Source organism: Armatimonadota bacterium, assembly GCA_013359125.1.
In the GTDB taxonomy this organism is placed as follows: domain Bacteria; phylum Armatimonadota; class Fimbriimonadia; order Fimbriimonadales; family GBS-DC; genus JABWCR01.
On record JABWCR010000028.1, the window covers coordinates 20,726 to 33,651 of the forward strand.

Annotated in this window: 15 protein-coding genes and 2 tRNA genes; 12 read left to right on the plus strand and 5 right to left on the minus strand. The window is 57.6% G+C overall.

What is annotated here, in order from left to right; all coding sequences use genetic code 11:
- Positions 1-3: 3 nt before the first annotated feature.
- Entirely contained in the window at positions 4-336 is a 333-nt protein-coding gene (locus tag HUU60_11545; GenBank protein NUL83339.1) for a transposase, read from the minus strand.
- Between the two features lie 275 nt (positions 337-611).
- Between HUU60_11545 and HUU60_11550 the strand changes: the two genes are divergently transcribed.
- The 7 genes from HUU60_11550 to HUU60_11580 all read left to right on the plus strand — a co-directional run bounded on the left by HUU60_11550 (position 612) and on the right by HUU60_11580 (position 3,934).
- Positions 612-1,691, plus strand: coding sequence for a hypothetical protein (locus HUU60_11550; protein NUL83340.1), 1,080 nt, complete (start codon positions 612-614; stop codon positions 1,689-1,691).
- Positions 1,691-1,984 (plus strand): hypothetical protein, encoded by a 294-nt coding sequence (locus tag HUU60_11555; GenBank protein NUL83341.1) that lies wholly within the window; start codon positions 1,691-1,693, stop codon positions 1,982-1,984. The genes HUU60_11550 and HUU60_11555 overlap by 1 nt, the downstream gene beginning before the upstream one ends.
- A gap of 28 nt (positions 1,985-2,012) precedes the next feature.
- A tRNA-Thr gene (locus HUU60_11560) sits at positions 2,013-2,087 on the plus strand.
- Positions 2,088-2,299: 212 nt separating this feature from the next.
- A complete protein-coding gene (locus HUU60_11565) occupies positions 2,300-2,509 on the plus strand; it encodes a cold-shock protein (protein NUL83342.1) in 210 nt (69 codons plus the stop codon).
- Positions 2,510-2,595: 86 nt separating this feature from the next.
- Positions 2,596-2,683: transfer RNA gene (locus HUU60_11570), tRNA-Ser, on the plus strand.
- Positions 2,684-2,691: 8 nt separating this feature from the next.
- The gene (locus HUU60_11575) at positions 2,692-3,207 is read left to right on the plus strand and encodes a DinB family protein (GenBank protein ID NUL83343.1); all 516 of its coding nucleotides are present in this window, start codon (positions 2,692-2,694) and stop codon (positions 3,205-3,207) included.
- A gap of 13 nt (positions 3,208-3,220) precedes the next feature.
- A complete protein-coding gene (locus HUU60_11580) occupies positions 3,221-3,934 on the plus strand; it encodes a GDSL family lipase (GenBank protein ID NUL83344.1) in 714 nt (237 codons plus the stop codon).
- Here the strand turns inward: HUU60_11580 and HUU60_11585 are convergent.
- Positions 3,911-6,376: a family 20 glycosylhydrolase gene (locus tag HUU60_11585; GenBank protein ID NUL83345.1), complete on the minus strand. Its 2,466-nt coding sequence runs from the start codon at positions 6,374-6,376 to the stop codon at positions 3,911-3,913. The two genes, HUU60_11580 and HUU60_11585, sit on opposite strands and share 24 nt — an antisense overlap.
- Between HUU60_11585 and HUU60_11590 the strand changes: the two genes are divergently transcribed.
- Genes HUU60_11590 through HUU60_11600 form a run of 3 tightly spaced genes read left to right on the plus strand, consistent with a single transcriptional unit; the run spans position 6,366 to position 8,364 of the window.
- Positions 6,366-6,584, plus strand: coding sequence for a heavy-metal-associated domain-containing protein (locus HUU60_11590; GenBank protein ID NUL83346.1), 219 nt, complete (start codon positions 6,366-6,368; stop codon positions 6,582-6,584). The genes HUU60_11585 and HUU60_11590 overlap by 11 nt on opposite strands.
- Before the next feature lie 2 nt (positions 6,585-6,586).
- Positions 6,587-7,732 carry a sensor histidine kinase gene (locus HUU60_11595; GenBank protein ID NUL83347.1) on the plus strand — a complete coding sequence of 382 codons (1,146 nt, stop codon included), beginning with the start codon at positions 6,587-6,589 and terminating at the stop codon, positions 7,730-7,732.
- A complete protein-coding gene (locus HUU60_11600) occupies positions 7,711-8,364 on the plus strand; it encodes a response regulator transcription factor (GenBank protein NUL83348.1) in 654 nt (217 codons plus the stop codon). The genes HUU60_11595 and HUU60_11600 overlap by 22 nt, the downstream gene beginning before the upstream one ends.
- On the opposite strand, the gene HUU60_11605 is transcribed toward HUU60_11600, so the two are convergent.
- Genes HUU60_11605 through HUU60_11615 form a run of 3 tightly spaced genes read right to left on the minus strand, consistent with a single transcriptional unit; the run spans position 8,354 to position 9,749 of the window.
- Entirely contained in the window at positions 8,354-8,623 is a 270-nt protein-coding gene (locus HUU60_11605; protein NUL83349.1) for a Pathogenicity locus, read from the minus strand. The two genes, HUU60_11600 and HUU60_11605, sit on opposite strands and share 11 nt — an antisense overlap.
- Positions 8,620-9,006 carry a VOC family protein gene (locus tag HUU60_11610; protein NUL83350.1) on the minus strand — a complete coding sequence of 129 codons (387 nt, stop codon included), beginning with the start codon at positions 9,004-9,006 and terminating at the stop codon, positions 8,620-8,622. Before HUU60_11610 ends, HUU60_11605 begins: the two co-directional genes overlap by 4 nt.
- A 56-nt stretch (positions 9,007-9,062) precedes the next feature.
- The gene (locus HUU60_11615) at positions 9,063-9,749 is read right to left on the minus strand and encodes a hypothetical protein (protein NUL83351.1); all 687 of its coding nucleotides are present in this window, start codon (positions 9,747-9,749) and stop codon (positions 9,063-9,065) included.
- A 78-nt stretch (positions 9,750-9,827) separates the two neighbouring features.
- On the opposite strand from HUU60_11615, the gene HUU60_11620 reads away from it, so the two are divergent.
- Positions 9,828-10,187, plus strand: a complete 360-nt coding sequence (locus HUU60_11620; protein NUL83352.1) for a cupin domain-containing protein — start codon at positions 9,828-9,830, stop codon at positions 10,185-10,187.
- Between the two features lie 337 nt (positions 10,188-10,524).
- Positions 10,525-12,926, plus strand: a 2,402-nt coding sequence (locus HUU60_11625) for a hypothetical protein (protein NUL83353.1), incomplete at its 3' end; no start/stop codon positions are given.

Here is a 12,926-nt window from a genome sequence, read left to right on the forward strand (position 1 = left end):
CGTTCAGGCCGGATTGAGCCGACAGCGCCGTTCGTTCCGTCGGGCCGAGCAGGGGAGCAGATCGTTGGCAGAGTTGGTCTTGAAGCGCTGCACGAACCAACTTACCGTCTTCCCTTCTGGAACTTGGAGCAACATGTGCAAATGATGGGCCATGATCACAAAAGCGTGAAGAATTGCGCCGTAGTGAGCGCAATCGGAGAATAAGCGCGACTGAAGGCGATCCTTCATCTCGTCCCGGCGGAAGAGTTCGGCGAAGTCCAGGCACGTGGTTGTTACGAAGAACGTACCGCCTTGCGACGGCGAGTTTCGCCAGTGTTTGTAGTTCGAGCGAGGCACGGTCTTTTGTTCGATACGATCGGTGAGCGGCCTTCTGATCCCTCCACACCCGCAGGTGTGGAGGGATCGCGCCCAACTCCCCGGGAATCGCGCCATACCCTCGATTCGGTGCAGAGGCTTAAGGGCGTGCCGCGCCTTTGGAACGCCGTTCGGAACGCCTTTGGAACGCCGCCCTTCCGGGCGGCCCCGTTGTCTTCTGCCAGGCAGAAGCCTGGCGTTCCGATTGGTTTTGCCAGGCAGGAACATCGCTTCGGGCGGTAAACTCTGTCTCTCTTGTGAAACTTGCGCCGATTGGAATCGCCCTAACCGCGGGCGCTGTGATCTTTGCCGCCGTCGCCGGCTCTGCCGCCACGCATCGCCTATTGGACGACGCCTGCTCCGGGAAACCGACAGCCATCAAAGAACTGGCCGCTCGAGAGGACGCCTTCGACCTGCTCCAATCGCGACCTCTGTCCCAGCGCATTGCCTTTGCCCAAGGCGCTCAGGAAGCCAATTCGCCCGACGCCGTCAAACTCGCGCTGAGCATGATGAAAGACCCTGATCTGCGCGTTCGAGAGGCCGTGCAAAGCGCCCTGGATCATCTGGCCCAAACGCATATCGCGCCGATGGCCGAGGGACTTAAGAACCCCCACGCCAATGTGAGACGCGCCGCCATCGAGGCCCTCGCCAAGGTCGGCCCGCCTGCACTACCATTTGCCGCACAAACCGCCAGCGCAGCGCCCGAAGCAACGGGCGAACTGTTCGTCAAAATCGGCCCCGCGTCCAGAAATCATCTAATCAGTCTGCTAAAAGACCCAAAGACCCAAAACATGGCGATGGACGCACTGGGCAAGCTGAGATTAGGCGCAAGAGAAATCATGCAGTACGAAGGCGCCGCCGCCATCCGCGCTCTGGCCGAAATTGCCGATCCCGCCAGCGCCGATCGCCTTGCAAAAGCCGCGCAGAACGAGCGCGAATCGCCCGCCCTCCGCGCCACCGCCATAGAAGGCTTAGGGCGAATCGATCCGAACCACTCAACCCTCAAAAGCCTCGCCAGCCACGACGACCCGGCCATCGCCGAGGCCGCCGTCAAAACCGGAGCAACCTCAAAAGACAGCCTCTTGACCGCCCGTGCGACGCGAGACGAAACGATTCTTGTCCGACTGCTCAGCCATCCTGACGACCGCGTCGCCGCACAAGCCGCCCGGTCGTTAGCAGGCCGTCAGCCCGACGCCCTGCTGAAAGCAGTCCGAAGCAACCGTCCGGTGGTGATCGAGGCCGCCATCCAGTCGCTCGATCCTGATCGCGTTCGGACGCTAACCAAAGATGCCGATCCGGTCGTCCATTATCTCGCTCGCAAGGCGATGGGGGATTGATGCAGCGCGACCGCTTGGCTCGGGCTTCGGGTTGCGCGGTCTTCTTGATCGGCATCGTCGCGCTCTGCGCGGTCTTCTACTGGGCTTACGAACTCTTCCGATCCGACCCCGCCGCTCTGTTTGGCAGCGCGACCAAAGACAACATGCCCAACCTTCAGGCGTTGCTCTCCGGCTTGATGGCGGGCATCTATCGCGTACTGCTGTTGACGGTGATGGCCATTGTCAGCGGGATGATCGCCAACCGAGGGATCAAGATGTATTTGAACGACCGAACGAGCGAAGCGCAGAAATAGTACCGTTGCATGGTATAATGCACGTTGTGCCGATGTAGCTCAGCGGTAGAGCGGCGCACTCGTAATGCGTAGGTCGAGGGTTCAATTCCCTCCGTCGGCTCCAGGAAGAAATTTCTGGCTTCTGCCAATAATATTGGCAGGAATCCGTCGAGCGAAAGCGGAATCTATCAGTAAGCCGCCTCGGCGGTGGGTGTTTGGGCGTAGGAGAAAGTCAGCTTCCTTGAGACGTATCGTCGTTTGTTCGACGCAGGCCTCCAGTGAAGAGTTGTTCTTTCGACAGACCGGACACGAAAGTACTTTGCAGGAGGAACGGTTATGCAAACCGGCACAGTCAAGTGGTTTAACGCTTCGAAGGGCTATGGGTTCATCGCCCAGGATGGCGGCGAGGATGTCTTTGTACATTTTTCCGCAATTCAGTCTAACGGCTATCGGGAACTCTATGAGGGCCAGGCAGTCGAGTTCGAAGTCGAGAACGACCCTAAAGGCAAGGGCCTGCGCGCAAAGAACGTTACAGTCATTAAGTAACCAGCGCGTTTAACCAAGCCTAAAGCCCGCTCGAGCCATCCGGTCCGGGCGGGCTTTTTGGTATCTACGGTATAATCGAACTCGCCGGAGGGGTGGCCGAGCGGCTGAAGGCGGCGGTCTTGAAAACCGCATCCCGGCAACGGGACGGGGGTTCGAATCCCTCCCCCTCCGCCATTACAAACATGCATCCCGAAGTCGCTGCCCTGAGAGAAGCCTGGAGATGGTCCTACGACGATCTACAGCCTGCATTTGACGGACTGCATCCCGACAACCTTCATCGCCGACCCGCGCCCAACTGCCCCGCCATCAGCGAAATCGCCGCGCACCTAGCCTACGACGAGGCCATGATCGTGATGGAACTGCTCGGCAAGAGAGACCCATCCGAATGGAATATCGATAGCCCCTTGGTTGACGCGACTTATGCCTGGCTGCCAGACATATTGGGAGCAGAAGTTTCTGCAGGGCTGAAGGCGCTCGGCCCCACGGACGTCTATCGAGAGGTGAAAAGGGTGCACGACTTGATGTTCGAGCGCACGGCTGCGCTCGATCTGCCGGCAAATTTTAAGATAAGAGAGGGCGATACCGTCTGGGCAACGGTGGCGGGTCGGCTCATCTATTGCGCCTATCACGCCGCCTATCACATAGGGCAGATCTATCAAACGAGAGCGCTTTTGGGCGAAGCAACGCCCGACAACTAGAACATTGGAGGCGATGATGCTTACGATTTTGCTTGCATTGGCGGTGGCTGTCGCGCAAGACCCGATTCACACGGCAATGGCGCCTGCGCCTCGAACGGACCAGCGCTGGATCGATCGGAACGACCAACTGACCAAAATGGACAAAAGCGCCGCTGAGGTGATCTTTTTGGGCGATTCGATCACCGAAGGCTGGGAGACGACCGGAAAGCACATTTGGGACGACCAGATCGCACGGTTCAAGGCCATTAACCTGGGCATCAGCGGCGACCGCACCCAACATGTGTTGTGGCGCATCAAAAACGATAACCTGAAAGGAGCCAACAGCGCAAAGTTGGTTGTGATTATGATCGGCACCAACAATTCGAACGGCAACGACCACACGGCCGAACAGATAGCGGACGGCGTGAAGGCGATTATCAAAGAGGTTCGGCAGCGGCTTCCTAAGGCAAAGGTCTTGGCGCTGGCGATCTTCCCTCGCGGCAAAGAGCCCAATCCTCAGCGCGCCAAGATTCAGACCGCAAACGAACTGATCGCGAAAGCCGCGGACAACAAATGGGTGTTCTATCACGACATTGGCAGCCATTTTACGGACATGGAAGGTGCGATTTCGGCTCAAGTCATGCCCGATTCTCTGCACTTGAGCGAAGAGGGCTATCGAATCTGGGCGACTCACATGACGCCGATCATGCGCGAGTTGCTGGCGCTACCGAGCCCGGATAGTCTTTAGCGTATAACCCAAGGACGCTTTAGATTTTATAGCGATCGCACTGATAGTCTTGTTCGGATGCGGGTTGCGCCACACTGTTCCGCGCCATCCGCCCTCTTCGACCGGCGCATCGTATACCATCAGTGGGTCGTTAATGCCCGATGCGTTCTGCCCATAAATGAGCGGGATCGTTTCAACGGTTCCATCTTGATATTGGAGTTCGATATCGGCGACGGGCAAGCCCTTCTCGCCCTTTCTGAGACATCCGCCGACAAAAAGCAACTCCAAAGCCTTGAGGTTCATTGAAACTGTGGCTTCTTTTGCAGAGCGCTCGAACGGATCGTCGATCGTAACGCCAATGGCGGCCTCTTGGCTCCACGCTCTATCAGGATCCATCCACTGGCGCAATACAGCCTCGGCCTTGTAGGAAAGATTGTGCGGGGGCGGCGAATCAGTGTTCCAAGCATACTCCGCCGCCCAAATGTAGGCCGCGATCTGTTGCGCAGCATCCCTTAGGGTCTTCTCGCTCAGGTTGAAACCCGCCCAAGTCGACTGCAACAGCCCCCAAGCCTTGGCGTCTCGCGCAGCCCGGGCAAAGTTATAAATGTTTATCGGCTCGTACCACGTCGTAGCGGCCACCCGCTGAAACCCCGCGTCCATCAACACCTTCAGGCTCTTGTATTCCTGCGGCTCCGACGGCGTGTAGTGCCAATCCATGATCGCGAGGTCCTTGGGCAGTTGCGCCCGTACCTTTGCAGCCTGCTCGGGCGTCGGCGCATGGGCGCCCCCATCGTTCGCCTCCGACCGGTGCAACAGCACATCGCCCCACATCATCACGGTCTCGACGCCTTTGCCTTTCAAGAATTCGCGAATCTTAATCGTATCCTCAATAAACAGTTCGCTGGAGGTCGCCCCGCGACAGCGATCGCAGTGCGGAAACCGACCGCGCATCGTAACCTCGTCATGGCCAATGTGAAACTTCTTCGGCTTGAAAATCTCAATCGCCTCGGAGTAGACCGATTCGATAAACTTGCGGCTATCTGGGTTGCGAGGGCAGTAAGCGTAAGGCGTCTCAGGGTCTTCCGCCAGGTCCAGATTCCGGCCGTTCTTAAACATCCACTCGCAATGGCCTAAGGACTGAACGAGCGGCACAACCTCAAGCCCGGCATTGGCTGCTGCGTTGGCGACTCGCGTCAGATCCTGCTTGGACATCGAATAATCGACCCAAATCTTTGGATCCGTCTCCCACTGCGCGTACTCGCATTCGAAGACCAAGTGGTTGAACTTTAGCCGTCCCAATAGCCTATTGATTAGGCGGACGTGAAAATCGGCGCTTGCGCCTGCCAATAGGTGCACGCCGCGAAACGGAAGCGACGGAAAATCGCTAATGGCAACGCAGTCGGCGCGAAGCATTGGGCCATCCCTGGATAGAAGTTGCGTTAAAGTTTGAGCGGCAAATCTTAAACCTTCAAGCGTGTTGGCCGTAAGCCAGACGACATCGTTATCGATGTTGAGGCCGTAGGCTTCTGGTTGGTCGGGGGTTGGGAAACGACGCGCATCTTCTCGCCGTATCGAAAGGTTGATGTTGCCTTTCTGGCCAAAACGCACGGGATGATTCAGTTCGTTGGCGATGAAGGTCCTGAGTTGCTCGGCAACAGGTTTGCTGGCGTCATCGTGGGTGACGATCACGACCTCACGGCTCCTCCACTCGCCTCGGTTCCAGTTAACGACCTTTGGCTGCGGGATGAGGACGGGCCGTTCGCTGCTCCGGCGCTCTACCCTGGGCGCAAAGCGCGCGCTTCGGCTAACGTCCGGCGCTGCCTGATGCGCGCTGGGTTCGATAACTGCAAGCGCCTCCAGCGTCGCTGCGCCCCCAGGCGAAATGGGATAACCTGTAACGCCCAGCCAATAGGTCGAACCGTTCTTCTGAAACAACAAGTCGAAAGTCGCGCAAGAAACGACCATTGTTCCAAATCGACCAGAAATCTTCAGCCGCTTGCCTCTGACCGTCTTGAAGTCCATATCGAGCGATACGCGGGTTTCGCCCGACTCGATCTCGCCGCCTTCCAACGCTTCAGCATCGAACGAACCCAGCTTCCACTCGACTATGGCTTGGTCTGTCCCGCCATACTCAATATTCAGGACAGCGGTTACGCCATCTTGTAATGTATAAGTCTCTGTAATGGAACCTATACTCTTATCCATCTGCCGCACAACACGGATACCGTTGGCAAGACGGTTTGTAGAAACCGCTTTCCCGGTCGATGTGTAAATCCCCTTTTCCCAGTTGGGCGTCGCCAACTGAACGCCGCTTCCCCTTAGCAGCGGATAGCCGTTCATCAGCCAGCGACCTTGACCGTCGACCAAAATGCCATCCGTAGAGAAGAAAACCAGACTCATGATGATTGCGAACACGCCGATAGATTCGAGGCCAGCGTGTATAATCCTTGAAATGAGCCGCATAACCAAGACGTGGGTCTCGCCAGACATCGAGTGCGACGGTTGCGCCCGGTCGATCAAACAGGCTCTGGTTCAACTGAAGGGCATCGAAAGCGCGGAAGTCCATGTGCGCGACAAGCGCGTAGTCGTCGACTTTAACGCCGACGAGGTCTCCGAGTCGACGCTGATCGAAACGCTCGAAACAGCTGGATTCTCGGTCGAGCCGGCCTAAGAATGGACCAGACAGGGCGAACGCCCAAGCCGGTATTCGTCAACGTTTGGCTAGTCGTCATCTGTGCTATCGTCTGGGCGGTCGTGCGCTATAGCCAAGGCCGCCTAGAGATCGCGCCCGAACTTCTGGTCGCTTTGGTGCTCTTCGCAATCGCATCGGCATCGCTTCGCACCTATGTCGCGGTCAGCGATCCCTCCAAGGTCTTCACCTTTACCCATTGGCTGCTGGTTTTCGACATCTTGGTCATCTCCGTAGGCGTCGCGGCCACGGGAGGCGTGCACAGCGAGGCCTGGATTCTCTATTTTGCCCTGCTGTGTACCGAGGCCGCCGTTATGCCGCCCAAATGGGTCGTGCCCGCCATACTCAGTTGCGCCGCAGGCTACTCGATAGCCTGTTGGGGCGATTGGGGCATCGCCTGGATCGACATTCTCTTCCGTATCTCGATGGTCGTAACCGTTACGCTCTTTATCAACATGGTGCGTGTGATGCATCTTGAGCGACAAGAGGAAATCGCCGAACTGCGCGAGAAGCTCCACCTTGTGGAAGAGCGCGAACGGATCGCCTCGGACTTTCACGACGGCCTCGGCCATTCACTGGTCAAATCTGTTCTCGGTCTAGAAGTAGCCAAAGCGATCTGCGAATCCGAGCCGACCGAGGCTAAACGACTGGTGGAAGAACAAACGAGCGAACTGCGATCGGCAATGGCCGAGATGCGAGACGTCATCCATCAGCTCCACCACGATTCCAACGTCTCTTGGCAAAACCGAATACGACTGTTGGCGCGCCAAACACAAGAGAGGATCAGAGCCGAGATCACGGTCGATCTTCCCGATATTCGCCTGCACCCGCAGTTGGAAGAAACGGCTGTACGAATAGCTCAAGAGGCGCTGACCAATATCATGAAGCACTCGGCTTCCGCTACGCGCGTGGCGATTGCCGCGAAAGCAGACGGCGGTCGGTTCGCATTGACTATCACCGACGACGGACCGGGATTTGATACCGCCAACCAAGGCAACGGCTTGACCAATATGAGCAGACGCGCAACCGATTCGGGCGGACGCCTCGAAATCGCCTCTGCCCCGGGTCAAGGCACAGCTATCGAACTAACAGCGCCCATGGAGAGAGAATGGACAAAGTCCGCATCATAATCGCCGACGACGACCCGAACCTTCGAGGGTTGCTGCGTAAACTGCTATCGGCATCGCCAGACATCGAAATCGTTGGCATAGCCTCCGATGGAGACGAAGCCGTGGAACTGTGCGAGCGCGAAGCGCCCGATGTCGCGCTGATGGACATCGGCATGCCCAGGATGACCGGCATCGAAGCGACTCGCCGCATCAGGCGCGCTTTACCTACCCAAGTCGTCATATGGACTATCTACGGCGACGACCAAAACGTCTTCGAGGCGATCAAAGCGGGCGCGCTCGGCTACCTGCTCAAAGACAGCGCCGGCGAGCAGCTCATCAACGGCGTGCTGTCTGCCGCAAGGGGCGAATCGCCTCTCCATCCCGCAATCGCTGTGCGCGTGCTCGACGAGTTTCAACGCATAGCCAGCCTCCAAAAGGCCAAGTACGACCTGATGAGCGACCTGACCGTGCGCGAAACCGAAATCCTAAAGCTCGTCGCCACCGGCAAACGCAACAAAGAGATCGCCGATCAGCTCTTCTTGACCGAAAAAACGGTCAAGAACCACATCACCAACATCCTATTTAAGCTTCAGGTCAACTCGCGCACAGAGGCCGCCATCAAAGCCATTCAAGAGGGCCTTGTCAAGCCTTAGCGTCCATCCAGTTCCACCATTTGGTCAGCCGCTCCTCTGGTTCGGGCGTCGAGGCGACGTAAACCGCGCAACGAAAGACATAGAGCAGACAACGGTCTATCTTGGCGCCGCTCATCGCCTGGATGCGCTCGTACATCTCCTCCGGGTCTTGGCCGACCAGATCGGCCGGGCGGCGATACCCCAGCGCAATCAAGTCGGCCTCGATGCTCTTCCCCACGCCCGGCAGGCTGCTCAGCCTCTCGGGGTCGAACGCTTTCACGCCGCTCGCTCAGCAAACACCAGAATGTAACCATTCGGGTCTTCGATCATGAATTCGTTCATGCCGTAAAAGGTCAGTTTCGGCTCCTGAAGCACTTTCGCCCGTCCGACCACGCTCTCGTAAAGCGACTTAAGGTCCGTAACCTCGATAAACAGCGTGCCCGAACCGCCCAACTCCCGCCCCACAAAGTGCGGCAGGTAGCTGACCACCGATTCCGCTCGCTCGAACATCAACGTAACGTTGTCCCGCTTCACCATCGCCCACTCGTAGCTGCCAGCCTCGGGATGAGTACCGACCACCTCAAATCCCAGCACGTCGTGATAGTACTCCGCAGCCTCGTTCACATCTCTCACCATCAGATCCGGCGATAACGACTTGAGCATCTTTGCGCCTCCATCAATTTAGAATACATTTGTATACCACATGCTCGCGCCGTTTGTCAAGGCCCGTCCGAAAGAAGTTTCAAAAAGACGCCCATCTCGCGCAAGTGCTGCATGTGATCCTCGCCCGTATCGCCCGCGAAGCCCAACAACGTCAGCCGACCGCGGTCGCACCTCCGATACAGCTTCAACCGCGGCGCCAAGTTCTCCGACGCCGATCGCCATCTCAGTTCCAACGCCCCTGCCAAGGCGTCCGCCGTCTCCGTTGTGCTGGCATATCCGGCGGGCCGAACCTGAGAGTGAGTAACCGCCATCCGCCGCTTGCCTTCCGCCGCCAGTCGCGCAAATCGCACAAACGGCGCCATCTGATCTTTGCGAGGCTCGATGCCGTCCGCCTCATACCCGGCATGGATTGAATCGAGCATCAGCAACCGATCGACGCGCTCGGCGGCTTTGGGTTGGTTCAGAATCTCCCTGACGCCGCCAAATCCGGCGCTGAACGCAATCAGAGCAACCCGATCGAACGTTCGACCCGCCTCGCGCTCTGCCTGTGCGACCAGATCGAAAAACGCTCGTGGATCGGCAAACCGCTCTCGATAGACGCCCGACAGCCCGTTCAATGCGACGGTAACCAGCGCCCCGCCCTGGCCAGCCTTCGTAAACTGCTCCACCCCGGTGCGATGGTTGCAATGAAGCGCGATTGTCAGCTCCCTGGCTCCATCGGCTATATGAACGTTGGTTTGCATAGCGTCGATTATGACAATGGGCAAGCAGGAGATTGACAAATGGGCTTCGAAACATCAAGATAAATAGGAGGTAAGAAGATGGAACGAGCAGAGGTCAAGTCGTTCGAGCATCCAGACGAAGTGCGAGAGTTTCCGCTGGGACGGCTGGAATTGATGAGGATCGGCGGCGCCACGGTCGGCAGGGCGATTTTCGAGCCGGGTTGGCGATGGGCCACATCGGTACAACCCATTGCGCAGACTAAAAGCTGCGAAGCGCCCCACTTTCAGTATCATCTTTCGGGCACACTGATGGTGCTGATGGACGATGGCACGCAGTTGGAGTGCAAGGCTGGGGACGTCTCGCTATTGCCTTCGGGCCACGACGCGTGGGTCGTGGGCGACGAACCAGCCGTCGTGATCGACTTCCAAGGCATGATCGACTACGCAAAGGGAGGCTGACAGCGAAGCCTTAACACCAAACGGCGAGTGCGGAAGCTTCGCGACACCCCTCGGAACGCCACCCTTCCGGGCGGCCCCTCTCCGTACTCTTTGCAGGCTTGACCCTCCGCGAACGGCATTCTGAAAAAATGTAGGACAACTTTGAGTACGAATCGAACCCTGAACAGGCAAACGGCAACCTGTGCAGGCAACGGATAGGCCGCCGAGACGGCGGCGGTACTTTAAGGGCGGTACTTTGACGGAAGGGGGCATGCTCTCGCCCTCCCGGTCTTTCGGCTCGCGGGGACGCCCGCCCTCCCGGATTGCGGTTCTATGGTATATATAACAGGGTACGGGAATGTTAGAGATACTGATAGATTCAACCGGCATTGCAAGATTGACTCTCGGCGCCATCGCCGAGAAAATCAGCAACGGGCACAACTACCACCTTGAGTATGTAGTCGAGGACGCCTTCCGAGCCGCATTAGACGGATTGGTAAACGACACCCGGGGAATGCTCAAAGCCGACTACGAGGCCGTCCGCAAGAGACTCCTGCCCCGCCTAAAGCCCGGTCCTCAATTCCCAACGCAAATTTCAGCGCCGCTTCTGACCAAGGACGTAGCCGCATTGCGACAAGCGATCGGGGAGATGATCCAAGGCGCCATTCCCGAAGAGAATCACGATTCCCGCACACGCATCCGGCGCGATCTGCCCAACGCCTTCCTCTATGCGTTCTCGGAGCGCCTCAAACACAAGAAACACGCCAAAGGTTGGATCGCCTTCCAGCGAGAGTGTCTATGGGCGATCGCACAAAAACTCGACAACCTCCCGCCGACAAACCTCCTTGGGAACGCCTACGATGGCTTGGTCGAACAGATCGATCAGAAGATCAAAAACGCCCTTGATGCCCAACAGAAAACAATTGAAGCAGCGCTTAACAGAGCCCTTGCCAACCAGTATCGGCCGCAAGTCTATGATCCCCTGTTGGATGGCGCGATCGATGGGAACGAGATTGATCGCTATCGCCAGGCTTTCTCGTACAAGTCGCGATTGACCGAGTACATCTGGCCGACCGAAGCGGCTGCCGCCGTGCACGACTTTCTGCATGATGAACGTCGGTTTACTTGGTCGCTCTTCTTGGAAAAGGCTGGCGCCGGCAAGAGCCGATTCGGGCTGGAATGGGTCGAGAGGCTGAAAGCGAACGGACGATGGGACGCCTTTTTCTTTGACGTCGGTCGAAACGAGAATTACGATCATTGGCGCGATTGGCAACCAGAGGCCGATACTTTGATAATCTTCGACTACGCCTATCAGGGACGAGAAGCGATCAAGAAGGCCATCCACGCGCTCCATCAACGGCAGAATGAACTTGAGCACAAGATCCGCTTCTTGCTTTTGGAAAGAGAGGCGATGGGGCGGTTCCTTTCGCAAGAACTGACTTCGACTGCCCGGTTTCGCGGCAGCCAGAAGTTCGATGACGTCAATCCCTTGCAGGCGTTGGCGGGCGGGCGCGGCTCCACTGAATCAGGCCAAGATTATTTCGAGATCGACCAGTTAACGCCTGACGCCCGCGCGCGAGCGCTGAAAGAGACCTATGGGCGATTCGTCGAGCCGAATAAGGCAAAAGATCGAGATTTTGATGCCTCGATCGCAGAACTGGACGCACAGGAGTTGAAGACGCCTCTATGGGCGATGCTGGCGGGCTTTGCACTGGCTTATGCGGACAACTCTGGAAGCGGACAGCCGAAACTGAACAAGCAGGAATTGCTTCAGGCTATCTTTGATCGCGAGACTCAGATGTTAGTCAACTTGGCAGATCAAGAGGCCGGACGGAAGGTGGCCCATGCGGTCGCCGTGGCCAGCGCGTGCGGGCAATATAGTCGGCAAGCAGGGATCGACGCCGAGACTGAGTTGAACACAGCGTTCTTACAGGGCTATAGCCTGTTTGCCAATTATGATGGCAATAAAATGGCGATGAAACCGGCGCTGCCCGACCTGATCGCCGAGGCGTTTGTGCTGTTTGCATTGGATCAAAAAATCCTTCCGTCGTGTCAACCGCAACTGCGAGAAGAAGTCGGGTCTGCGATCCGCGACTGCGATTTGGAACATCGCTGGAGTTTTGCAGCGCGTGCAGTGCAGAACTATCCCGAACTTTATCAAAAGGTTTTAAAGCCGCTATTGCCAGAGGGCAGCGAAGGCGAGTGGCTCGTCGAAGCGTTGGGGGCTATGGAGCAACCCCTGAGCGATAAAGAGTTGGAAGCGATAACCAACCGGGCGATAGCGCAGGGCAGGACGAGCGGGCCGTGGACGGGTTATCTGGGGGTTCAAGCGGCGAGCGGTGATCCGAGGGCGTTGGTGGAAGGGCAAAGGCTGTGGCAGGCGTTGACGCAGAACGAAAAGGGCGGGCACACGAGACCGTATGCTGGGCTGATAGTCAACAGTCTCGCGCGAGTTCCCTTGACGGTCGATGAGCGGCTCTCTGTTACAAACGATCTGAAGGCGCTCTGGGAGGCGTCGCAAGAGCCGGAGATCCGGCTGATATACGCCCAAGGCCTGTTCAATGCGATTAAGCCCGACATGACGGTCGAGCAGCGGCTCTCTGTTACAAACGATCTGAAGGCGCTTTGGGAGGCGTCGCAAGAGCCCGAGATCCGGCTGGCATACGCCAAAGGCCTGTTCAACGCGATCCAGCCCGACATGACGGTCGAGCAGCGGCTCTCTGTTACAAACGATCTGAAGGCGCTCTGGGAGGCGTCGCA

Excerpts from the sequence above, each read along its gene's own strand:
- HUU60_11555 (NUL83341.1), top strand. The coding sequence starts at position 1,691 with ATGCAGCGCGACCGCTTGGCTCGGGCTTCGGGTTGCGCGGTCTTCTTG.
- HUU60_11565 (NUL83342.1), top strand. The coding sequence starts at position 2,300 with ATGCAAACCGGCACAGTCAAGTGGTTTAACGCTTCGAAGGGCTATGGG.
- HUU60_11575 (NUL83343.1), top strand. The coding sequence starts at position 2,692 with ATGCATCCCGAAGTCGCTGCCCTGAGAGAAGCCTGGAGATGGTCCTAC.
- HUU60_11580 (NUL83344.1), top strand. The coding sequence starts at position 3,221 with ATGATGCTTACGATTTTGCTTGCATTGGCGGTGGCTGTCGCGCAAGAC.
- HUU60_11590 (NUL83346.1), top strand. The coding sequence starts at position 6,366 with ATGAGCCGCATAACCAAGACGTGGGTCTCGCCAGACATCGAGTGCGAC.
- HUU60_11585 (NUL83345.1), bottom strand. The coding sequence starts at position 6,376 with ATGCGGCTCATTTCAAGGATTATACACGCTGGCCTCGAATCTATCGGC.
- HUU60_11595 (NUL83347.1), top strand. The coding sequence starts at position 6,587 with ATGGACCAGACAGGGCGAACGCCCAAGCCGGTATTCGTCAACGTTTGG.
- HUU60_11600 (NUL83348.1), top strand. The coding sequence starts at position 7,711 with ATGGACAAAGTCCGCATCATAATCGCCGACGACGACCCGAACCTTCGA.
- HUU60_11610 (NUL83350.1), bottom strand. The coding sequence starts at position 9,006 with ATGCTCAAGTCGTTATCGCCGGATCTGATGGTGAGAGATGTGAACGAG.
- HUU60_11615 (NUL83351.1), bottom strand. The coding sequence starts at position 9,749 with ATGCAAACCAACGTTCATATAGCCGATGGAGCCAGGGAGCTGACAATC.
- HUU60_11620 (NUL83352.1), top strand. The coding sequence starts at position 9,828 with ATGGAACGAGCAGAGGTCAAGTCGTTCGAGCATCCAGACGAAGTGCGA.